This window comes from Arenibacter sp. S6351L, assembly GCF_023016025.1.
In the GTDB taxonomy this organism is placed as follows: Bacteria; Bacteroidota; Bacteroidia; order Flavobacteriales; family Flavobacteriaceae; genus Arenibacter; species Arenibacter algicola_B.
In genome coordinates, this window is sequence record NZ_JALKBB010000006.1 from 198,779 (window position 1) to 223,396 (window position 24,618).

The 24,618-nt window shown below is 40.2% G+C and carries 15 protein-coding genes; 5 read left to right on the forward strand and 10 right to left on the reverse strand.

Annotated elements, in window-relative coordinates:
• Positions 1 to 15: 15 nt before the first annotated feature.
• Both MWU82_RS07320 and MWU82_RS07325 read left to right on the forward strand, forming a co-directional pair.
• Positions 16 to 8,595, forward strand: coding sequence for a malectin domain-containing carbohydrate-binding protein (locus tag MWU82_RS07320; protein WP_247095867.1), 8,580 nt, complete (start codon positions 16 to 18; stop codon positions 8,593 to 8,595).
• A 411-nt stretch (positions 8,596 to 9,006) separates the two neighbouring features.
• Positions 9,007 to 10,101 carry a hypothetical protein gene (locus tag MWU82_RS07325; RefSeq protein ID WP_247095868.1) on the forward strand — a complete coding sequence of 365 codons (1,095 nt, stop codon included), beginning with the start codon at positions 9,007 to 9,009 and terminating at the stop codon, positions 10,099 to 10,101.
• A 115-nt stretch (positions 10,102 to 10,216) separates the two neighbouring features.
• Here MWU82_RS07325 and MWU82_RS07330 read toward each other — a convergent pair whose 3' ends face one another.
• The 4 genes from MWU82_RS07330 to gcvT all read right to left on the reverse strand — a co-directional run bounded on the left by MWU82_RS07330 (position 10,217) and on the right by gcvT (position 13,274).
• Positions 10,217 to 10,927: a YebC/PmpR family DNA-binding transcriptional regulator gene (locus MWU82_RS07330; protein WP_111621994.1), complete on the reverse strand. Its 711-nt coding sequence runs from the start codon at positions 10,925 to 10,927 to the stop codon at positions 10,217 to 10,219.
• Positions 10,928 to 10,994: 67 nt separating this feature from the next.
• Positions 10,995 to 11,282 carry a 4a-hydroxytetrahydrobiopterin dehydratase gene (locus MWU82_RS07335; RefSeq protein WP_215946549.1) on the reverse strand — a complete coding sequence of 96 codons (288 nt, stop codon included), beginning with the start codon at positions 11,280 to 11,282 and terminating at the stop codon, positions 10,995 to 10,997.
• Between the two features lie 48 nt (positions 11,283 to 11,330).
• On the reverse strand, positions 11,331 to 12,149 hold the full coding sequence (locus MWU82_RS07340; protein ID WP_215946550.1) for a sugar nucleotide-binding protein: 819 nt from the start codon (positions 12,147 to 12,149) through the stop codon (positions 11,331 to 11,333).
• 39 nt (positions 12,150 to 12,188) lie between these two features.
• Positions 12,189 to 13,274, reverse strand: a complete 1,086-nt coding sequence (gene gcvT / locus MWU82_RS07345; protein WP_247095870.1) for a glycine cleavage system aminomethyltransferase GcvT — start codon at positions 13,272 to 13,274, stop codon at positions 12,189 to 12,191.
• Between the two features lie 254 nt (positions 13,275 to 13,528).
• On the opposite strand from gcvT, the gene MWU82_RS07350 reads away from it, so the two are divergent.
• A complete protein-coding gene (locus MWU82_RS07350; RefSeq protein WP_247095886.1) occupies positions 13,529 to 15,148 on the forward strand; it encodes an aminopeptidase P family protein in 1,620 nt (539 codons plus the stop codon).
• A gap of 18 nt (positions 15,149 to 15,166) precedes the next feature.
• Here the strand turns inward: MWU82_RS07350 and MWU82_RS07355 are convergent, their stop codons facing one another.
• Positions 15,167 to 16,210, reverse strand: coding sequence for a beta-1,6-galactofuranosyltransferase (locus tag MWU82_RS07355; RefSeq protein WP_247095872.1), 1,044 nt, complete (start codon positions 16,208 to 16,210; stop codon positions 15,167 to 15,169).
• A 137-nt stretch (positions 16,211 to 16,347) separates the two neighbouring features.
• Between MWU82_RS07355 and glf the strand changes: the two genes are divergently transcribed.
• Positions 16,348 to 17,445 carry a UDP-galactopyranose mutase gene (gene glf / locus MWU82_RS07360; protein ID WP_247095874.1) on the forward strand — a complete coding sequence of 366 codons (1,098 nt, stop codon included), beginning with the start codon at positions 16,348 to 16,350 and terminating at the stop codon, positions 17,443 to 17,445.
• A 9-nt stretch (positions 17,446 to 17,454) separates the two neighbouring features.
• Here the strand turns inward: glf and thrC are convergent, their stop codons facing one another.
• From thrC to MWU82_RS07380, 4 genes are all read right to left on the reverse strand, one after another.
• Positions 17,455 to 18,750, reverse strand: coding sequence for a threonine synthase (gene thrC / locus MWU82_RS07365; RefSeq protein WP_247095875.1), 1,296 nt, complete (start codon positions 18,748 to 18,750; stop codon positions 17,455 to 17,457).
• Between the two features lie 68 nt (positions 18,751 to 18,818).
• A complete protein-coding gene (locus MWU82_RS07370) occupies positions 18,819 to 19,751 on the reverse strand; it encodes a homoserine kinase (protein ID WP_247095877.1) in 933 nt (310 codons plus the stop codon).
• A gap of 36 nt (positions 19,752 to 19,787) precedes the next feature.
• Positions 19,788 to 22,232 (reverse strand): bifunctional aspartate kinase/homoserine dehydrogenase I, encoded by a 2,445-nt coding sequence (thrA, locus tag MWU82_RS07375; RefSeq protein WP_215946557.1) that lies wholly within the window; start codon positions 22,230 to 22,232, stop codon positions 19,788 to 19,790.
• A 69-nt stretch (positions 22,233 to 22,301) separates the two neighbouring features.
• A complete protein-coding gene (locus tag MWU82_RS07380; protein WP_215946558.1) occupies positions 22,302 to 22,442 on the reverse strand; it encodes a hypothetical protein in 141 nt (46 codons plus the stop codon).
• Positions 22,443 to 22,500: 58 nt separating this feature from the next.
• Here MWU82_RS07380 and MWU82_RS07385 point away from each other — a divergent pair, with 58 nt between their 5' ends.
• Positions 22,501 to 24,045: an NAD(P)H-hydrate dehydratase gene (locus MWU82_RS07385; RefSeq protein WP_247095879.1), complete on the forward strand. Its 1,545-nt coding sequence runs from the start codon at positions 22,501 to 22,503 to the stop codon at positions 24,043 to 24,045.
• A 37-nt stretch (positions 24,046 to 24,082) separates the two neighbouring features.
• Here the strand turns inward: MWU82_RS07385 and MWU82_RS07390 are convergent, their stop codons facing one another.
• Entirely contained in the window at positions 24,083 to 24,493 is a 411-nt protein-coding gene (locus MWU82_RS07390; RefSeq protein ID WP_215946560.1) for an STAS/SEC14 domain-containing protein, read from the reverse strand.
• Positions 24,494 to 24,618: the final 125 nt, after the last annotated feature.

The following is a 24,618-nucleotide window of genomic DNA, read 5'->3' on the forward strand; positions in this document are numbered from 1 at the left end:
AAAAAAGATTAAAAAATGGAAAACTTAAATTACATACCATTGATCATAAAAGAAACTTCACTAGTAAGTAGGCTACGAACTATATTTATACTTGGCCTGATGATGGTTCTTTGTCATAACGGCATGAATGCTCAATCTTTCAGCCAGAGTAATCTTAATTTTAATGGTAATGGAGCTGTAAGTCAAGGAACATCTTTGATGTATGGCCCGGATGGAAGGTTGTACGTACTAAACTTAAATGGTACCATTGACATTTATACAGTGCAAAAGAATGCGAGCAATAATTATGTGGTCACGGCATCCGAAAAGTTGCTGGGTGTTAAAAACATTCCCAATCATAACGACGACGGTTCTTCAAATAGTGGTAATAATAGGGAGGCCACTGGTCTCACTGTTGCAGGAACAGCGCTAAATCCAATTATTTATGTTACCTCCAGTGATTCAAGGGTAGGAGGGCCTAGTGGAGATTTAAATCTTGATACCAATTCTGGAGTGATTACCCGACTTACTTGGACGGGAAGCAACTGGAGCGTGGTGGATATAGTTCGTGGACTACCAAGGTCTGAGGAAAACCATGCCACCAATGGATTGGAATTTGCAACTATCAATGGTGTGGATTTTCTAATAGTGGCGCAGGGAGGCCATACAAATGCTGGGTCACCATCTGACAATTTTGCCTGGACCACGGAATATGCCCTATCTGCAGCAGTACTTTCAATAAATCTTGACCTTATAGAAAGTATGCCTATTAAAAACGATGGAAGGAATTATATTTATGATATTCCTACTTTGGACGATCCTACTAGGGCAAATGTTAATGGTATAATTGATCCGGACGCAGCAGGCTATGATGGTGTAGATGTAAATGATCCATGGGGAGGTAATGATGGATTGAATCAGGCAAAAATTGTTATTGGCGGTCCAGTGCAAATATTTTCACCAGGATATAGAAATGCCTACGATTTGGTACTTACGGCCTCTGGGGCCGTGTATGTGACCGATAATGGAGCTAATGGAGGTTGGGGTGGATTTCCCAACAACGAAGGTACGGGCAATGTAACCAATGAATACAATTCAAGTGAACCAGGTAGTAATACAACTATTGGAGGGGAAAAGGTGGATAATGACGACCATTTATCTTTGATTACCACTAATATTCAAGGGTATTCATTTGGTACTTTTTATGGAGGGCACCCGGCACCGATCAGAGCCAATCCAGCCGGTGCTGGACTTTACACCAACCCGTCTGTAAACAATACCAATGGGGCGGTATATAGAACTTTGATTTATGATCCAACTGGTTTAAAAGGAACTGGCTATACAAATAATGCAAGCATAGCCCTACCTGTAGATTGGCCACCAGTTCCAGTAGGTCTTGCTGATGAGGCACAAGGTGACTGGAGAGGGCCTTCAACTCCAAATCCTGACGGCCCAAACGATGCTATTGTAACTACCTGGGGCAATAATACCAATGGTATTGACGAATATACCTCCACGATATTCACTGGTTCGGAAAGTATGGTGGGCGATCTGATCGCTGGTCATAATAACGGCATTTTAAGAAGGGTGCAATTGGAATCGGACGGAAGTCTAAAAACATTAACCAATACTTTTGCATCTGGTCTTGGGGGTAATGCCCTGGGTATTACATGTAATGGGGACAATGATCCTTTTCCTGGGACCATATGGGTGGCGACATTTAATGGTACCATAAAAATTTTAGAGCCACAACCTGAGGTTGTGTGTTTGGACCCCTCCGATGACTCATATGATGGGTTGGCAGATACCGATCAAGACGGTTACACCAATCAAGATGAAGTTCAGAACAATATAGACCATTGTAACGGGGGATCACAGCCAAATGATTTTGATAAAGCGGCAGGTGGAGTTTTGGTTTCTGATTTGAACGATAATGACGATGATAACGATGGTATTATAGATGCTAATGACCCATTTCAATTGGGTAATCCATTGGATAATGGTTCTGATGGATTTGATTTACCAGTGCTGAACGAATTATTATCCGATAATTTAGTTCTAGGTGGTTATTTGGGTCTTGGATTAACAGGTCTTATGAATAATGGTGCCCCCAATCCGAACTGGCTAAATTGGTTGGATGTAGTTGGTGCCGGCCCAAATCCAAATGATATTTTAGGTGGGGCAACAGGCGCTATGACCATGCAGATGACTTCGGGAACGGCATTGGGTACGACCAATAATCAGGAAAAGGGATTCCAATATGGTGTCAACGTAGATCAATCCGTTAACTCATTCACCGTTGTTGGCCGATTATTTAATTTTTCCGATCCTACCCAGCTTTATGGTTCCAGTGCCCCATCGGGCGGTGAATTGGGAATATTTATAGGGGATGGAACTCAAAGCAATTATATTAAGGTTGTCCTTACCCAGAACGGGGTTGTAGCCTTACAGGAGATCAATGATGTGCCCCAAACCCCTCTAACGGCTACAATCGCAACAGGAAATAGACCTTCCAATGATGTTGTTTTTTCATTCAATATTAATGCCGTTACCGCGGCAGTAGAAGTTTTGTACAGTCTTGATGGTAATCCCCCAATTTCCTTAGGGACCATTGCGGCATCTGGGACAATAAAAACAGCTATACAACAATCGTCTACCATTTTAGCGGTAGGTTTAATAGGAACCTCCAATGCAGCTGGAGAAGAGGTAGAAGGAACATGGGATTATTTGAATGTTACAGGAAGTCAACCTACTATATCCCAGCCTTTGGCCAATTTGGATAAATTGATTAGTTCTCCAGATCAAAATATTGATCTTAACGATTATTTTGGAGATGACCAAGGGGTCGGAAATTTGACTTATACTGTTGAAAATAATTCCAATCTTGCAATTGGGGCCACTATTTCGGCCAATATACTGACCTTAACTTATCCGGATACTGAGGCAAGTTCAAATATTACCATTCGGGCCACAGATTCCAATTTGTTGTATGTGGATCAAATTTTCACGGTTAATGTCACCGAGCAACCGGCAGTTTTGTTTAGGGTGAATGCCGGTGGAGCTACCATTACCGCCACAGATGCTCCCAATCCCAATTGGGCAGGAAACGATGTGGTAGGTGCTTCAGGAGGGACTAATTTTAGTGTTAACACTGGAAATATTTCTACCCATAATATTGCAGGTAGACATTCTTCCGTTCCATCTTATGCGCCTCAGGAGATATTTGCGAAAGAACGATGGGATCCAGCAGGGCTTCCTGAAATGGAATGGACCTTTAATACAGGCAACGGGACTTTTACCGTAAACCTATATATGGGAAATGGGTACGATGGTACTGGAGCTCCGGGGCAGCGAGTGTTCGATGTTAAAATGGAAGATGTCTTGGTGATAAACGATAAGGATCTATCTGCGCAATATGGAAATAAGGTAGGTGCTATGGAAAGTTATCAGGTGACTGTTACCGATGGCGTATTGAATTTGGAGTTCATACATCAAACCGAAAACCCATTGATCAACGCTATTGAAATACTTGGTGCAGGAAGTGTTGTAAATTCACCAATTGTTATTGACCCTGTTGCCAATCAGATAAACAATCCTGGAGAAACACCCGTACTGAATATTACAGCTAGTGGTGGTGATCCTAATGAGAATTTCACATTTTCTGTAACTGGATTGCCTCCTGGCTTGATTATAGAGCCAACCCAAGGAGCTATATTGGGAACCATTTCTTCCTATGCAGCAGATGCAGGACAGTACAATGTTACCGTTACGGTGAGCAAACCATCATCAACACCAGCTAATGTAAATTTTGCTTGGACGGTTAATGATCCCAATGCTCCTAACAATGTGTTGTACCGAATTAACGCAGGGGGTAACATTATTGCTTCCAACGATGCGTCTCCAATAAATTGGGGAGAGGATCAGGCAGCAAGTGGCGCCAATGGTAATGCACAAAACGGAACACCTTCCGTATATGTAAATTCTTCAACAGAGGATAAAACTTACGGGGCAGCACTTCCAGGCACTTTTGTCAACAATACATCCTATCCCAATAATATATTTGCTACAGAAAGATATAATACATTGGCTGTACCCGGAAATATGCAGTGGGATATTCCACTGTCGCAGGGGACATATACCATTAATTTGTTATTTGCCGAGGTATGGGCTGGAGCCAACGCTCCAGGAGTGCGCGTATTCGATGTAGCCATTGAAGGCCAAATTGTACTGAACGATTTGGATCAAACAGCAAAATATGGGTTTGCTACTGTAGGAGTCGAGAGTTTTGTGGTAGAGGTAAATGATGGAAACCTTGATATTGATTTTATCAAAGGAATTGAAAACCCTAATATTAAGGGTATTGAGATTATTAGCTCCGGAGGTACCGTTAGTGGAGATTGGACCAATATAACCAATGTAACAGAACATACTCCTAGACACGAAAACTCATTTGTACAAGCAGGAGATAAATTTTATTTATTCGGAGGTAGGGAAAATGCCAAAAAGGTAGAAATTTATGACTACAATACCAATACGTGGTCCCAGGCAGCCTCAACGGCCCCATTCGAATTTAATCACTTCCAAGCTGTTGCTTATCAAGGGTTAATTTGGGTTATTGGATCCTTTAAGGATAATGGATACCCCAATGAAGCTCCGGCCGATCATATTTATATGTACAATCCTGTTTCTGATACTTGGATTCAAGGTCCTGCCATACCCAATGCACGTAAAAGAGGTTCTGCCGGATTGGTGATGTACAATAATAAGTTTTATGTTATAGCAGGAAACACTATTGGGCATAATGGAGGTTATATCGCATGGTTTGATGAGTTTGATCCAGCTACTGGCAAATGGACAGTCTTAGGAGATGTGCCGCGGGCACGGGATCATTTTCACGCTACCGTTGTTGGCAATAAATTATATGTAGTAGGTGGTAGACTTACAGGAGGTGATGGAGGAACTTTTGCTCCCGTTATTCCTGAGGTGGATGTATATGATTTTGTTAGTAAAACGTGGATAACCCTACCGGCATCCGGTAATTTGCCTACTCCGCGTGCTGCTTCCGGAACAGTTACTTTTAATGGAAAAGTGGTCGTAATTGGTGGTGAAGGAAATGGACAGGCATATGCCAATACAGATGCCTTGGATGTAAACACTAATACATGGTCTTCTTTAAGCGATTTGAACAATCCACGTCACGGTACTCAAGGTATTGTATCCGGTGATGGTATTTGGATTACTTCAGGGTCTCCCAATCAAGGAGGTGGCAACCAAACTAAAATGGAAGTTTATGGCTCTGATAATCCAACTGGGACATCAATTGTTGCAAGTACTCTATCTGTGCCCTCCAACATTACGGTACCACAAGGGGGAGTTGAGGATTTATTGATAAGTATTTCAGGAGGAAATCAGGGAGTTTATGTTAAGTCATTGGCACTTACCGGTTCCAATGCTTCAAATTTTACGATTCTTGGGTCAAGCAGCTTTTTAATCGAGGCAGGTGCTACTAAGACAATTCAAATTGAACATACAGGTTCCCAGACAGGAGAAGTAGCTACTTTGGTTATGGCTTATGGAAGCAATGGATCTACGAGTGTAGGTGTTACCAGTGGCGAAGAGACTTCAACTATTTTATACCGAATAAATGCAGGAGGTGAATTAATTACTGCAACAGACACGCCCAATCCGGATTGGAGTGTCGATCAGGGTACTTTTGGGATAGCTGGAAACTCTCCATATTTGGCAGCAGCAACCGCAACAGGTGGATTATATAATCAATCTGCCGGTTCTGCTTATAAAGGCCCAATAAATATGACACATGCATCACTTCCTTCTGGGACACCAAGTAGTATTTTTGTTACAGAAAGATATGACGCTGAGGGTGCCCCTGAAATGTTGTGGCAATTCCCAATAGAAACGGGGACCGAGGTTGAGGTAAGGCTTTATTTTGCGGAGTTGTACAATCAAATAACGGCGGCAGGACAAAGGGTTTTCGACGTTTCAGTTGAAGGATCGGTGCCCAGTGCATTTAATGATATTGACCCCTTTGCAAGAGCAGGGGCTTTAGGGGCCTTAATGGTATCCCATAGGGTAACGATTACAGATGGCACCTTGGATCTTCAATTTATTCACGGTGTACAGAACCCCTCCCTTAAGGCGATAGAAATAGTTGAAGTTAGTGGTAATCCAACCTCAGGTTTACCTCCATTAGTAGCCAATCCAGGCGCACAGATGGGTGTGGATGGAGGCGTGGTAAACCTTCAAATAGTGGCTAATGATGAAAATACTGATCCTTGCGGCCCTTTAAGTTATTCTGCAACAAATTTACCGCCAAATCTTTCTATTGACCCCTCAACAGGTGTTATTTCAGGCACTATTCTAGGCGGTTCAGGTAGTGGTACTGCAGGTGCTTTTATTGAGAACAATGGAGTGGTAATTATGGAAGCAGAAACCGATTTTACGGATACCGCTGGAGGATTTAATCTTCAAACCACCTCAGGAACAACATTTTTGGTAGCAAGTACGGATCATTTTTCTAATCTTAATGGGCAAAGTGTCAACTATAATGTGGAAATTACAACACCGGGAGTATATCGCTTTCATGTAAAATCGGCCATTTCAGGCTCAGTTTCCACGGATAAAAACGATACTTGGTTTAAAATAGAGAACACCCCTGACGTTCATTTCTTCACCGTGCAAGGAGGAGACCTTACTGGAACCCAACAATTCCTTAATGAATTGAGTAATCCTGCGAGTACCACTAAAACCTTGTATTGGCCAAAGGGAAATGCCCAGGGAAGATCTGATCATGGTACCGAAAATCCTGGGATCAACGGTTTCTTCAAGGTATATACCAATACGATTGCTAATTCGTGGTATGCCCGTACTATAGATAATAATGCTTGGCCTATATACGCCTATTTCGCAAATCCGGGTACATATTCGATTACCATGAACGAGCGCTCAGAAGGCCATAAAATAGATCGTATAGCATTAACCCATATAGATATAACAGGTACAGGGGTAAACAATTCTATTTTAAATGGTGCACAATCTTCACAAAATGTTGGTGGTTCACCTGGGGCCTCTGAAAACAGTCCTTACAATGTTGCGGTAACGGTAAGTGATGCTTGTGATCCTTCTTCAAGTACGGTGATTAACTTTAATTGGAATGTTACCGCCTTGCCAATAGGCAATCCGGAAGCTACGGTTAAGGTTACCCCCGGAGGTGATCTAGCAGCGTCAACTTATGGAAATAATTCCTTCTTTATTGACAATACTGGTGATGATGATATAGTAAATGTTACTATTAATACATCTTCTGGATTTATGATGGATGTAGTTTTTGATCCAGTGGGAACCGCAGGAGATAGTGTTGCCAAATGTTTAACGGCTGGTAATGCGGGTAGTTCCTCCAGTGCTGTTGGATTAACAGTACCAGGGAACGGAGGTTCGGACAATGCAGATTGCGTGAGTGTATTTGCGCAACCCCACAATGGCACTAATAATCAGGAAGGTTATGATGTTTTATCTTTGGATTTTACTGATTTTAATCCTGGAGAGTCGTTTGTGTTTGGCGTTGATATGGATCCGACAACCATCAAGGGCGATTTATCATCCGGTGATGCAGGTTCTATTTCGGGATTTGAACTGATCGGGGCGACAATTACAATAGAGTTTGCCAGTGGGGTTGTTTATACAACAAGCTTGTATGATGAAGGTTCCTTAGGAGGATCGGATGCTATTGTAAATAGTGATAGTAATAGTTTGGTGGCACCTTCCATTTTGGTTGATGGATCAAATGGTTCCAGATTGGTGACGCAGGCGAATCAAGTTGTGCAGATTACAGGCCAGCCAAATGCACTGATTAGTCTATTGCGTGTAGATGGACGATTATATATTGATGCAGGTAATCCTTCTATAGGGTATGATATAGATCCTTTTGAGGCTAATGAAGCCATGGCCAAGGAGTTATATACCACTCAATTAAATGCATCGGGGGTTGCCAATATTCCGGTTACCCTAACACAAACAACGGGAGCGGCCGGAACGCCAAACGGTGGCCTTAATCATTTCGTTGCTGTAGTAACTGGCGCCAATGGAATAAATAGCGTTGCATCCAATATCATCGTATTGGAGTTTGATCCTACTGCAGCAGCATCCGATTTGACCGTTTCCTATAGCTTACAGGGTCGTACCGATCACAGTATTGATTTATCGGTTGCTCTATATGAAGTAGGTGCTACTACACCTTTGCTGGAGTTTAATCCTATAGGAACTTCCAATGGAGAAGCTGTAATGGTAGGAATTCCGCAAGGCACCTATGAAATTGCTGTCAAATCCGGAATGCATTTACAAAAAGTGTCGACCATGACCTTAGAGGCAGGTGACAATAATCTCAATATAGGGGAACTAAGAGTTGGGGACGCTAACAACGACAATACAGTAGGCTTAGAGGATTTCTCTGTCTTGGTAACCACCTTTAATATAGGTTTTGGGGATACAGGCTATGATGCTCGTGCAGACTTTAATGGGGATGGTAGTGTAGGATTGGAAGATTTCTCGCTGTTGGTGACTAATTTCAATGTTGCAGGGGAAGTGCCCAGTGGATTGTAAAATATAATTTAGTGTTCAAAAAAAAGCACTGGGCTAGCCCAGTGCTTTTTTTTGTTTAAAATGATTCCTAAATTGATAAGTAATTACCCATTCCTAGTTTCTTACAGTTGGAACTATGACTAGGCTATTTGGATATGCGGGCCGATACAAATCATTAAAACCAGTTATATTTTAGAAACAGCCTAGGTTTTATCATGGAATTGGTAGGCGTCTTAAAATCAAACTGCACAATAACGGCTTTACACAACATTTTCAGACACTTACACATCTTTGGGGCTATAATAAATCCTTTTTTAGGTGCGGAATACTAATTTTGATCTTAATACGTTAACAAGGAACAAGGTATAAGCCTATTTCTAGTAAGGAGTAACGTTGATTTAATTAGCATTTATAGTATTAATTCCATCGAGAATGAAAAGAAATCAAATAATTGTTTTTTTAATTATCGTTTTCAGTTTTTCCAAATCCATTGCACAAACTGAGGTATTGGTTACTGGTCTTGACGACGATAATAGTAAGGGTACTTTGCGTTGGGCCATAAATACGGCCAATGCTGATTCAAATATCGATAAAATAAGTTTTTTGGAAGGATTGGAGGGCACTCTTAGATTATCTTCAGATCTGCCTCCCATCAATAATAATCTCACCATTACTGGACCAGGGGCAAAGCATATCACTATCTCGGGGGAGAGGAATTATCGTATGTTCGTGGTTAATAAAGGTTTTAGTTTGGATATCTCCGGATTTACCTTTACTGATTCTGCAGATAATTACAATGACGGAACTATTTTTGCCGTTTCGGGCTCAGCTGTAAAGGCTTCTGAAATAAGGGTTACCGGTGTTTCCAATCAAACGGCGTTTTGGTCCAAGGGAGACAATTCATCTATTACCATTTCCAATTCCATTTTTGAAAATAATTCTGCCACCTTATTTAGAAGCTATTGGGGATCTACTCCCAATTTTACTTCGGACAATGAAAATGATTATACCAATAGAATTACAATTACGGGATCGTCATTTATTTCCAATAGGGGCTTAATCTTTTCAACGGAGCATTATGTAAAAATTGATAATTGCATCTTTAGCCGGAATTATGATCAAATAGCCAGTTTCAAGGGGGTAAACCGCTACCAGATATTAAACTCTAAATTCGTTAATAATACTGGCCGATTGCTATTTACTTTTTCTAGTAAGATTGGCGATACCCCATCATGGGGCGAGGATACGTTAGGGACCAATAATACTCTTTTTGATGGGAACCTTTTTCAGGGAAATACGGGGACCATTATCAATACCGGTGGAGGTTTTAAACATGATTCCAAAACTACCATTACCAATAATATCTTTGTAAACAATGGAAATAACTGGTATGGTAATCCTATTGTAACTTCAGGAAACCAACTGAATAATTTTATAACCTCGGTTACTCCAACAGAGGATGAGGGAACAGTTGTTCTTACGTTGAACAAATCTTTACTAATAGGAGCGGATGAAGAACTGCACTAAAGATGGAAATTTCCAGATATTGGAATTGATTTAGAACAAAAAAACATTAAACTATTAAAAATAAAAAGAGGCCCGATCAAGGGCCTCTTTTTATTTTTGTCATTAAAGTGAATTATTATTCCTGCATGGTGTGATATACATTCTGCACATCATCATCCTCTTCTATTTTTTCCAGGAGTTTTTCAACATCGGCTGCTTCTTCCTCACTCAGGGCCTTGGTAACCTGTGGTATACGTTCAAAACCGGAAGATAGAATTTCAATCTCTCTATTTTCCAATTCTTTCTGAATGGCTCCGAAACTTTCAAAGGGAGCATAGATCAAAATACCATCCTCATCGGCAAAAACTTCCTCGGCCCCAAAGTCGATCATTTCCAATTCCAACTCCTCCGGATCTATGCCTTCAGCGGGAATCCTAAAGTTACAAGTATGGTCGAACATAAACTCAACAGAACCCGAAGTTCCCAAGCTACCGTTACATTTGTTGAAGTAACTTCTAACATTCGCAACTGTCCTTGTATTGTTGTCCGTAGCAGTTTCTACTAAAATTGCAATTCCATGGGGTGCGTATCCTTCAAAAAGCACTTCCTTAAAGTCGCCCAAACTCTTGTCAGATGCCCTTTTAATGGCTCTTTCCACATTGTCTTTGGGCATGTTTACCGCCTTGGCATTTTGAATAACGGCCCTTAATCGCGCATTGGAGCTCGGGTCTGGCCCTCCCTCTTTTACAGCCATAACAATGTCTTTGCCTATTCTGGTAAAGGCCTTTGACATTGCGGACCACCTTTTCATTTTACGTGCTTTTCTAAACTCAAAAGCTCTTCCCATTTCTTAGTTTTATTAGAATAATATGGAACAAATTTAATAATTTTTACTACCGGCGCAAGTGTTCAGCTTAGTTGCTTACAATAATTTCCTCAATACTGTGCGCTAATTTAAAATCCCTTTCGGTAACTCCCTCCGCATCATGGGTGGAAAGTCTTATATTAAGGGAATTGTAGACATTGCTCCAATCTGGGTGATGATTTTGGGATTCACATTCAAAGGCGATTCTGGTCATTACGGAGAAGGCATCCTTGAAATTTTTAAATTCAAATGACGTTTCTATAGCACCATCAACATAATCCCAACCGTCCAATTCCTCCAATCGCTTTTCTATTTCCAATTCCGATAATTTTTTCATGTCGCTATTTTTTATAAAGTTAATTAAAACAGTACAATTCCAAGTGGCTTATTCACTAAAGATATGATGGTCTATTATCTCCTGATAGTTGAATAATAAATTCTTTGGAAGCTGATTCGTTTTTGGTAGCACCGCCAAATAACGGTCTTCATTGGTGGTAAAAACATGTTTATATATGGGATGGTAGTTGCCCAAACGGTTTACAATTTCCTTTATAAAATCTTCATGGTGTATTAGGTCTACACTTCCCAAATGAAAAGTACCCGTTTTATTGTGATTTATAAGGTAATGTATTTGTTGTGTTAGTTTATCATCGTTGGTAACATTTATAATTAGGTTGGGGAATACCTCAATAGGTTCCTTATTGGATAGGGCATTCTTTATTTCCTTAATTCTTGGTGAATTTATGCCAAAAACCATGGGCACCCTAAGAATAGCCATTTTAGAAACAGGTATCCTCAGAAGCATATTTTCTATTTTAATTTTCAGTCGGCCATAGATACTTTCGGACAAGGTCTTGTCATTTTCATAGGATGGGTATTTGCTATAGGCATCAAATACGTTGGCAGAGGATATAAAATATAATTTGCAATCCCTTTTTTGGATGTATTCCACTATATGTTGATGGGCCATTACCTGTGCTTGGAAATTTCCCCTTAGTGCAGAAATTATTAAGTCGGGTTTTACTTTGTTCAAAATATCATGAACGTCATCTTCTTCAAGGTCATAGCGGAAGAACTGTTGATTGTTCTCAAAGCTCTTTCTTGAAGAGTAATAAGTGCCATAGGTGTCAAAATAGGAATTCAATTCCTTGTAAATGGCATTGCCTATAAAACCGCTTGCTCCTAAAATGAGTATTTTGTTCATTCTATCACCTCCTTTTGCAAAACTCAACCACTACATCTGTTAAACCTTATAAAAAGGGAGTTTAACGATGGTAGCAGGAACCGCATTTTTTCTAATTTGAATATAGATTTTACTGCCAATTTGGGACAAGTCTGTGGGTACATACCCCAAACCAATGCCCTTTCCCATGGAGGGCGACATGGTGCCCGAGGTTACCACCCCTATTTTATTTCCCAAAGCATCAACAATGTCATAATCGTGCCTTGGAATCCCTTTTTCATCCAACTCAAAAGCAACCAGTTTTTTGGTAACGCCTTCTTCCTTTTGTTTGGCTAGGGATTCACTGTTCACAAAATCCTTGCTGAACTTGGTAATCCATCCTAGGCCTGCTTCCAGTGGCGATGTAGTATCATTGATATCATTGCCGTACAAACAGTAGCCCATTTCCAAGCGTAAGGTGTCCCTGGCGGCAAGTCCAATAGGTTTTATGTTATAGGCGGCACCAGCTTCAAAAACCTTGTCCCAAATCTGTTGTACTTCTTCATTCTTGCAGTATATTTCAAAACCTCCTGAACCGGTATAGCCGGTGGCAGAAATAATTACGTTATCAATACCGGCAAAATCTGCTACCTCAAAGCTGTAGAACTTAATTGCGCTTAAATCTATGGACGTCAACGTTTGCATAGCTTCAACGGCTTTGGGACCCTGAATGGCCAGAAGGGAATACCCTTCGGATATATTGCGCATATCTGCACCAAAATCTTTATTATATTTACTAATGTGCTCCCAATCCTTATCAATATTGGATGCGTTTACCACCAATAAATACTGCTCTTCTTTAATTTTATAGACTATAAGGTCATCCACAATACCACCAGTCTCGTTAGGCAAACAACTGTATTGCGCCTTACCAATAGTCAATTTGGATGCATCATTGGAAGTTACTTTTTGTATGAGATCCAATGCCTTGGGGCCTCCTACTAAGAACTCACCCATGTGGGATACGTCAAAAACGCCCACTCCTTTGCGGACTGTTTCGTGTTCTATATTAACTCCTTCATAAGAAACAGGCATATTGTATCCTGCGAACGGTACCATTTTAGCGCCCAATGCCTCATGGGTTTTTGTCAATGCGGTGTTTTTCATTTGAATAATTTGAGGCGTAAAAATATCGAAAATTAATCTAAGGGAGAATCTATATACTTTTTGTTTTGCACAAATTAATGTTAATTTGAATTCTTACTTTGATAATTTGGGGGAGGAGGGATGTTCACTTTTTAACCGAGCAGTGAACATTTTTTGTCCCTTTAGGGATTGTCCAGTTTGCTTTTCCAAGTTTTCTGGCGAAGTATTAGTCAATGTGGTATTATAATTGATTATTTTTAAACATTAATTTAATGATGACTATGAGGAATTTAATAATGATTTCTTTATTTCTTTTTTTAACATCTTGGTTTCAGGCCCAGGAAGTTCCCAACGATTTTCTACCTGCAGATTTTCATAAGGGAAGGCGTCAGGAAGTGCGCAAGGCTATGCCTCCAAATAGTGTGGCGGTATTTTTTGCCGCAGCCGTTAGGAATAGGGCGAACGACGTGGATTATATATACCATCAAGATCCGGATTTTTATTATTTAACTGGATATAAGGAACCTAATGCTCTTTTGCTCATATTTTCCGAAATGCAAAAGGATAAGGAAGGGAATAATTATGATGAGGTGCTCTATGCCCAGAAAAGGGATGAAAAGGCCGAACAGTGGAATGGAAAACGATTGGGAGTAGAAGGGGTTAAAGGGCAATTGGGGTTTGAACAAGCGTTTAATGCGGAAGAATTTTTAAATTCGGATATTGATTTTTCCCAGTTTGAAAATGTACTGTTTTTTGATTTTAATAATGATTTTAGGGATACCAATGACCCAGCTGATATATTTGATTTGATAAGGACATTTAAGGACAAATCCAATTATCCGTCAGATTACGATGCCACCAAACAACAGCTTTACAGCATGATCAAGTCAACGGAATTGGAAAATAGTGCCAATGTGGCCCAAACCCTGGGGAGGTATTTAAATTATTACCAGGAATTAAAATCGGACAAATTGTTGGTCGATTTTGTGGAGGCTTCAGATGATAGGTCCCGGATCGAAATCAAGGAAAAAGTGGCCCTGCAATTGAAATCCAATAACCTTAACAGCGCTAAGTTGGAGGAAATAATGAACACCTTAAGGGAAGTTAAGACCAAAGAAGAGTTGGTACTTCTGAAGAAGGCCGTGGAGATTTCGGCAGTAGGGCAAATAGAGGTTATGAAGGCCATGCATCCCAATATGTCCGAGATGGAAATACAAGGGGTGCATGAGTTTGTTTATAAGAAGTACGGTGCCGAATATGAGGGGTATCCTTCCATTGTGGGTGGAGGCAATAATGGCTGTATTCTACATTATATAGAGAATAATAAACCTAAGGTTGGGAACGATTTGGTTTTGATGGATTTAGGAGCCGAATATCATGGTTATACTGCCGATGTAACCCGGACCATTCCGGCCAATGGCAAATTTTCAAAGGAACAAAAACAAATTTACGATATTGTATACAATGCACAAGAGGCGGGGATAAGGGCTAGTGTAATAGGGGCTTCTTTTCAGGCCCCTGGGCAGGCCGCTAGTGAAGTTGTTGCCAGAGGGTTGATGAAGCTGGGAATTATTGGAAGCCCGGAGGAGGCCAGAAATTATTTTCCACATGGCACATCCCATTATTTGGGATTGGATGTTCATGATAAGGGCACTTATCAGCCCTTTAAGGAAAATACGGTGATTACAGTGGAACCAGGAATTTACATTCCGGAGGGGAGCGATTGCGATAAAAAGTGGTGGGGGATAGCCGTAAGGATCGAAGACGATATTCTTATCACCAAAAATGGTCCTGTTAATTTATCGGGAATGGCCCCTAGGACAACGGAAGCTATAGAGGCAGTGATGAAACAATCCAGTCCGCTGGATCAATTTAAATTGCCACCATTGGATTAAATATTTCGATACAGGGTACTAAGAAAGTGCTAGGAGTGCCTTATCCATAGCTGCTTTTAAAAATCCACCGGAAATGATTTCTTTTCTGACTTCGGCTACATTTTTTACCATTTTTTGGTAGTCTTCATGGGACAGGTTTTTTAATTTACCGTCCAACTCCTCCAAGGAGGAAATACAAATGCCCAATTGGCGTTCTTTAATCACAGCGGCAATGGCAGCTTTGTCCCATATAATGATGGGAAGGCCACAGAGTAAGTATAGAGATGTCTTATGGGGATTGTTATATAAAAGGTATTGCCCAAAATGACCGGCACATTCGTCAATGGAATTCCCGTTCCAGACCAAACCGAAGGAACCTTTTATGTGTTTGGCAACTTCATCCGGAGAATACATGCCCTCAAAACTTATGATGGTGTTGGCCGGGTCCACATCGTCTTTGATAAAACCGCTGCCGTATAGTTTTAAATGAAAACTATTATTTTTTAAGGCATCCAATTTATAGATAAAGGCACTTTTTGCTATTCCCAAGCCACCGGCGAAAACTACATCGAATAGGCCATTGTTAGAAAGTTCCGGAGCAGTATAGCTACTGTTGTTATCCAAATAATCGAACATGTATAGGGGGATCAATTGGGCAGTAGCCCCTTGTTGCTCGAACCATTTTTTCATGTTGTCGTTATGTACAATGATTACATCGGCACATGAGAATTTTTTCATTTCCCGGGCAATATCCTTGTTTTTTCCCATGAGGTATTTAACATCATGAATGATCAACACGATTTTGCATTTTTTTATTCCGGCTATGGTAGTGATGTATTTGTAATATTTGCTTAGAGGGTATTGTATGGCCAAAGTGGAATTTTTTGGCAAACGAATTACGCCCTTGGTTATTCCAAAAAAACTTACTACCGCACCAATAGCAGAACTTGCATAAGTAGTCTGTTTAAATCCTAAATTTCGGAAACCTATGGTGTCCAAGATTCGCTCACAATCTGTTTTCGGCTTGGAGGCCGCACTGTTGGTAGCTTTGTAATTTCGGGAGATATAATATAAATTGGCCATTTTGGGTCGGTTCTTTAAGCTCTACAAATATAACCATGTTATGGCAAAGGGGATTTTTTTTTTGATTTCAATTCGTAAACGTTATAATATACACTAGTTTTACTTTTTTATTCCTATTGGATACTAATCTACCTATAATGAAATACGACTACCTTATTGTGGGAGCTGGACTTTTTGGCGCCGTATTTGCCCACGAGGCCAAGAAGAAAGGAAAAAAATGTCTGGTAATTGATAAACGTCCACATCTTGGAGGTAATGTTTATTGCGAGGAAGTGGAAGGTATAAATGTTCATAAGTACGGAGCCCATATTTTTCATACCAATGACAAAGCAATTTGGGATTATGTAAATAGTTTTGTGGAATTTAATAGATATACCAATTCACCCGTGGCCAATTATAAGGATGAACTTTATAATTTGCCCTTCAATATGAACACCTTTTATCAGTTATGGAAGGTAAAGACGCCTGAAGAAGCTAAGTCGGTTATTGCTGAACAAGTAAAGGAAGTAGGGGTTGAAATTCCAAAAAATTTGGAAGAACAGGCCTTGTCTCTGGTAGGTAAGGATATCTACGAAAAGTTGATAAAAGGGTATACGGAGAAACAATGGGGACGAAAAGCCACGGAACTGCCTGCTTTTATTATAAAAAGATTGCCGTTGCGATTTACCTTCGATAATAATTATTTCAATGACAAATACCAAGGAATTCCCATCGGGGGTTACAATAAGTTGATCAATGGTTTGTTGGAAGGCATAGAAACTCGCTTAGAGGTCGACTTTTTTAAGGATAAAACGGAATTGGTCGCAATGGCCGATCAGGTAGTGTTCACAGGCAAGATTGATGAGTTTTATGATTACCAATATGGTAAGCTGGAATATAGGAGCCTGGATTTTAAGCATGAAACCCTGGATATGGAAAATTATCAGGGTAATGCAGTCGTAAATTATACAGCTTCAGACATTCCATATACCCGGATTTTAGAGCATAAGCATTTTGAATTTGGAACACAGAAAAAGACCGTAATAACAAAAGAATACCCTACGGAATGGTCTGGCAATAAGGAGCCTTATTATCCCATCAATGATCAACGAAACAGTGACATTTACTCCAAGTACAAGACCTTATCCGAAAGGGACAATATCATTTTTGGAGGAAGGCTGGCCGAGTATAAGTACTACGATATGCACCAGGTAATAGCCTCGGCATTGGCCAAGTGTAAAAAAATCTTTAACTAAGATAAAATTTTATTTACCCAATAGGTAACCTTTCAGCTCGTCATATAGGGAGATTTTAATCGACTTTTTCTTTTTGCCCATTACTTTTACAATACTCTCCGGTAAATCAATATTTTCACGAATGGTATCCTCCACGACATCCAAGAACTTGACAGGGTGTGCAGTTTCTAGAAAAATGCCGTAAGTATCCGGATGGGTTTGTTGATACTTCTTTAAGCCCAAATAACCAACGGCCCCGTGGGGATCGGCCACATAAGTAAAGTCGTTGTATAATTTCAACATGGCTTCTTTGGTCTCCTTATCTGTAAATGAATAAGAAGATATGTTTTTGGACAGCTCCTCAAAATTATCTTTGTACAAATGCCTTATCCTAATAAAATTACTGGGATCACCAACATCCATGGCGTTGGAAATGGTGGCGATGGAAGCTTTTGGGTCATATGCTCCTGTATCCATGTAACGAGGAACCACGTCATTGACGTTCGTTGAGGCAATAAAATGTTTGGTGGGCATTCCCAGTCTTTGTGCCATAATACCTGCACAGATGTTTCCAAAATTTCCACTAGGGACAGAAAATATAATATCCTTGCCCTTGGACTTCATCTCCTTGTATGCGAACAGGAAATAAAACATTTGAGGAAGCCATCTGGCCACATTGATGCTATTGGCCGAGGTCAATTGCATGTTTTGGATCAACTCTTCGTCCAAGAAAGCTGTTTTTACCATGTTTTGGCAGTCGTCGAAAGTGCCTTCAACTTCTAGGGCAGTAATGTTTTTGCCCAATGTGGTCAACTGTTTTTCTTGAATATCGCTGACCTTTCCACTAGGGTATAGAATAACAACCTTAACTCCGTCCACTCCAAGAAATCCATTGGCCACTGCACCTCCGGTATCTCCGGATGTAGCTACCAATACGGTTACATCTTTAGTGTTTTCGGTTGAAAAATAGCCAAGGCATCTGGCCATAAATCTTGCGCCCACGTCCTTAAAGGCCAAGGTAGGACCATGAAAAAGTTCCAATACGGCCACGTCGTCCTCAATTTCCACAACGGGAAAATCAAAATCCAAAACATCGGCAAGAATTTCTTTAAGCACGTCTTCAGGAATATCCTTGCCCACAAATTGTTGTATGGCCAAAAAGGCAATTTCATGATTGGAGTAATCTTCTATCTTGTTAAAAAAATCATTTGGCAGTGCCTCGATTATTTCCGGAAAATATAACCCACGATCTGGGGCAATTCCTTTTATAACTGCGTCTTTGAAAGATACATTGGGTGCTTGTTGATTTAGGCTATAAAAGTTCATATTTATTGTTGTTAGAATGAGTTGTAATTTTTGAGTTCTGACTTAAGTGACCTGAAGGATATAATACATTAGCTTTCCAGTATTTTAATCCCTTGTGTATTTATTTTTGAAACATGCACGTCATAGTCGACCCCAATTTTTTCATATACCTTTCTCATAGCCTCGGCCACTTTAAGGGCAGTTTCCTTGCCTTTGCTTAGCGCAAATATAGATGGGCCCGAGCCTGAGATACCACAGCCCAGGGCACCTGCTTCTATGGCATCTTCCTTTACCTTGTCAAATCCCGGAATAAGAATGGATCTAATGGGTTCTATGATATGGTCTACCAAGGACCTGCCTATTAGGTCATAATCATTGGTAAATAGCCCAGCAATAAGGCCACCCACATTTCCCCATTGCTTTATACCGTCTTCCAGGGAAATGGATGTTTTTAGGATTCGTCTGGAGTCTGAGGTCCTTACTTCTATTTGCGGGTGTATTACCGTTGCGTATAATTCTGGAGGAGTCGGAATTTTCACTATGTCCAATGGTTGGTAACTGCGCACCAAGGTAAAGCCTCCGAACAGGGCAGGGGCAACATTGTCAGCATGGGCAACCCCACTGGCCAATCGCTCTCCTTCCATAGCAAATTTTACCAACTCCAGATTGCTAAAGGGGCTGCCCAGTAGTTGATTCATAGCCCATACCGCTCCCGTAGAACTGGCTGCACTGCTTCCTATACCGCTACCCGCTTTTATTTTCTTGTAAATTTCTATCTCAAAACCACCTACATGATCACTTTCCGCCAACAAGGCCAAACCGGCAACTCCGGCAACATTTTGAAGGGTTTCGGTAGGTAGATCCTGTCCTGTAAGCTTGGTAATCTTTATTCCTTTTTCAGTGGTTTTCCTTACCACCATCTCATCTCCTACGGAATCCAAAGCAAGCCCCAGAACATCAAAGCCACAGGAAACATTGGCTATCGTAGCTGGACAGAAAATTCTAATTTCGTTAGTTTTCATTTCTCATCAAATAAATTTCAAACTTGTGGGGCACTTTTAAAAATTACCTATACGTATAATATCTGCAAAAATTCCAGAGGCAGTAACATCGGCTCCGGCCCCAGCGCCTTTTATAATCATAGGTTGGTTGGGATAACGTTCTGTGTAGAACAATACGATATTATCACTGCCTTCCAAATTATAGAAATCATGTCCCTTGGGTATCCTTTGCAGACCTACACTGGCTTTTCCGTTTTCGAATTGCGCCACATATTTCAATTTACTGTCTTCCTCAACCGCTTTTTTGTACATCTCTTGAAACGATGCTTCATACTTGGTCAAAGATTTGAAGAAATCCTCATTGTTGGTTGTTTCCAAACTCTCCTGTGGTAGAAAAGGATTGTTCTGAATGTCCTCTATGTTCAGTACATTTCCACTTTCCCTGGCCAGGATCAATATTTTTCGCATTACATCCACCCCACTTAAATCTATTTTGGGATCTGGCTCCGTGTAGCCTTCTTCTTGGGCTTGCTTTACCACATCATGAAAGGTGGTACTATCGTTGAAATTGTTGAAAACGAAATTTAAACTACCTGAAAGTACCGCTTGAATTTTTAATATTTTGTCCCCTGATGCTACTAGATGCTTTAATGTATCGATAATGGGTAATCCCGCACCAACATTTGTTTCAAAAAGAAATGGTGCATTGTACTGTCTGGCTAGATCCTTTAACTCCTGATAATTATCATAGGCCGATGAGCAGGCTATTTTATTACAGGTAACAACGGATATGCTGTTCCTTAAATATGAATTGTAAGTTTCCGAAACCTCTTGGCTGGCGGTATTGTCAACAAAGATGCTATTTCGGTAATTCAGTTTTTTTACTTTTTGGAAGAACAGGTCTAGATCGGTCTTTTCTCCCTTGCTTAGCAATTCTTCCCAGTTCTTAAGGGCTATGCCATCTTCATCGAATATCATGGTCCTGGAATTGGACATACCAATAACCCTTATATTGAGTTTTAACTTCTCTTTTAAATACTTTTTTTGTGATTGTATTTGGTTCAAAAATTTGGCACCTACATTACCCACACCCATGACAAACAGATTCAACTGTTTTATATTTTCCTCAAAAAATTCCTCATGCAATGTATTGAGAGCTTTTTTTACATCTTCCTTAAGGATAACGGCAGATATGTTCCTTTCGGATGCACCTTGGGCTATGGCGCGTATATTAACGTTGTTCTTACCTAAGGTGCTGAACATTTTTCCGCTAAGTCCTTGGTGACTTTTCATGTTATCGCCGACAAGGGCAATGATGGCCAAATCTTTCTCCGCAATTACCGGTTTTATTTTTCCGAGGGAAATTTCAATGTCAAATGCATCATTGATAACTTGTACTGCATGGTCTGCATCCTGATTGTCTATTCCTATGCAGATGGAATGTTCGGATGATGCCTGGGTAATCATTACAACACTGATACCTGCAGTTGATAGCACTTCGAAAAAGCGTTTGGAGATACCTGTAATTCCTACCATGCCAGGTCCTTCAAGGGATACGAGTGCAATATTCTCCACATGGCTTATTCCCCGTACCGTTTTACCTTGTCCATTCTTATTCTTGGTAATCAAAGTACCTGCTGCCTTGGGATCGAAGGTGTTCTTAATGACGATGGAAATTCCTTTGGTCAATACTGGTTGGATCGTGGGCGGATAAAGAACCTTTGCACCAAAATGCGACAGCTCCATGGCTTCTTCATAAGAAATATGGGGAATGGCCATGGCCTGTTTTACTATTTTGGGGTTGGCGGTATACATACCGCTTACATCTGTCCATATTTCCAGAACTTCCGCATTTATGGCATTTGCAACGATGGCAGCAGTATAGTCCGATCCTCCACGCCCTAGGGTGGTGGAATCTCCATTTACGGCCGAAGCAATAAAGCCTCCCATAATAATTACGGAATTATTGCACTTGTCCACGTATTCGGTAATATTGTTGTTCGTAAGATTAAAGTTGACGGCCGCTTTTCCAAAATTGGAATTTGTCTTTATTAGTTGTCTGCTATCGGCATGTACGGTATCTATTCCTTCAACAATAAAATATTCGCCTATGATATAGGAAGATAGCAACTCTCCATAACTCACAATTTTATCCGATAGTTTAGGTGTAATCTCGCCAATTAAATAAGCCCCTTCCAAAAGAGTTTCCAAGGTATTTAGCTCACTCTTTACCTTACTAAGTACCTTACTCTGGGAATGTATTGGGATTAGTTCCTTGATGGTCAAGAGGTGTCTGTCCTCTATTTCCTTTAGTATCGTTTTATAGGTTTGATCCTGTGCAGAAGCTAAAGCGGCGGTTTTTAAAAGAAGATCCGTAATTCCTCCAAGTGCGGAAACCACTACTATGGTTTTGTTGGACCCTAGATCTGCGATAATATTTTTTACTAAGCTTATATTATTGGCGTTGGCCACCGAAGTGCCACCGAATTTTAGAACTTTCATGGTTCAATGGAATTAAGTAAGAAAAACTGAATTTTGATAAAATTGTGTAACGGACGTATATGTAGTAGCTTACCCCAATGGGGTAGTGGTGCTGATAACGGTAATAGCAATGCAACCATCTATAAATGGTGTATTAAGTAGTTTATTGTCCGTATTGTTAAAAGTCATCATAAGAATAAAGAACCAAATGTAGTATTTTTGATTACCCAATCAAATGTTTTTGCGGATTTTTGCCAAATCATCAATTTTTTCTAAAATATCTTATAGAATGAAGATTTTTAATGCCAAACAGATATACGAAGCTGATAAATTCACAATAGAAAAGCAACAAATCACCAGTGAGCAGCTTATGGAAAGGGCTGCAATTCAGATTTTTAATTGGATGCATTCTAGAATGCAGGGTGCCCAAACAAAAATTCATTTGTTTTGCGGTATCGGCAACAATGGTGGGGATGGGCTGGTACTTGCAAGGCATTTGCAGGATCACGATTATAATATAGAGGTATTTGTTGTTAACTATAGCGAACACAGGTCCAAGGATTTTTTAATAAACCTAGATCGATTAAAGGAGAAAGGCGTTTGGCCCAATTTTCTAAATGAACAATCGGAATTACCCGTTATAGGAAAAGATGATATTGTTGTTGATGCTATTTTTGGTATAGGACTGAATAGGGTTCCCGATAAATGGGTGGTAAGGCTTATGCAGCAGCTAAACAACTCAAATGCGTTTATTCTCTCAATAGATATGCCTTCCGGACTTTTTATGGAGGCTGGCCTTCCCAATAAAGAAGGTGTAATAAAAGCAAATTACGTGCTTACTTTTCAAGTGCCTAAACTTGCTTTTTTTCTTCCAGAAACGGGTAAATATATGGATCATTGGGAGATTCTGGATATTGGCTTGGACCAAGAGTTTATGTTTAAGTTGAAACCGCAATATGAGTTGATAGGTAAGAACGAAGTGCTGTCCATGTACATTCCCAGGGAAAAGTATTCGCATAAGGGCAGTTATGGCCATTCATTGATAATTGGTGGAAGTTACGGAAAGATCGGGGCCGTTGTTTTGGCGGCAAAGGGAAGTATGTTGGCCGGAAGCGGATTGGTAACGGCTTTTGTTCCAAGGTGTGGATATTTGCCATTGCAGACGGCATTGCCGGAGGCCATGGTAATTACAGATAATGAAGAAGTGGAAATTTCCAAAATTGATTTCATTATAATGCCCAGCGTTGTTGGTATAGGGGTTGGAATTGGAACAACCGCGACTACAGTTAAGGCTTTTTCTAATTTTCTAAAGGGGAATAAACTGCCTTTGGTCATAGATGCTGACGGTTTGAACATTCTTTCCAAAAATCAGGACTTGTTTCAAGAAATGCCTCCCCAGACCGTTTTAACCCCGCACCCCAAGGAGTTGGAGCGTTTAATCGGGAAATGGGCCGATGACTTTGACAAGTTGAAAAAAGCAAAGGAGTTCTCTGAAAAATACGATTGTATTTTGGTTATAAAAGGGGCAAACACCATGACTATATATAAGGATATGGGCTATGTTAACACCACAGGAAATCCAGGTATGGCCACTGGTGGAAGCGGGGATGTGCTAACAGGGGTAATCACGGGTATGATCGCTCAGGGTTATTCTCCATTGAATGCTGCTATTTTTGGGGTATACATCCATGGAAAAGCAGCTGATATTGCGGTAGAGAAATGTGGTTTTCAAGCCTTGATTGCCAGTGGTATATTGGATAATATCGGCATGGCCTTTTTAGATCTTTTTCAAGTTTCTGAGCCTGATGTTGCCACTGGTGAAAGTGAGCAATAGAAGGTATGTCATTACCAATTATGATAATGACATACCTTTATTCTGTATTGGATGTTCTTACACGTCTTTTAACCCACATCAGGGCATTATCCTGATCAATGAAGAATTTCATAGGTTTTTTATAAAATAGTCTCTCGATATTAAAATTGTGCATGTCTATTTCTTTTATTGAAACTACAGCAAAAGCCTTAATATTCTCTATTTCCCTAATTTGATTGTATACCATTGGGTCAATGGCATATGAGTTCTTCCTTAAACTTATGTAACCGAAGTTTTTATTCCTGAAATGAATTTCCATAATGCCAATAATTTGAAATACTCTTTCTTTGGTTATGGTGCTTCCTTCGTCAAAAATAGAAACCATGTAATCGTCAAATACCTGTACTTTCCCAATGTCCAGTTGATATTCTCGTACGATAATAGTCTTCTTGGGTCGTCCGACTTTCATTCTCCGTATTTTATATAGTGTGTCTGCAGCGAATGTAGAATTAAGTATAACTATTATAAAAATTATTAGATTAAAGACACTTTAATCGTTTATGTGGAATGAAAAGGGGCTTACTGTGATTTATT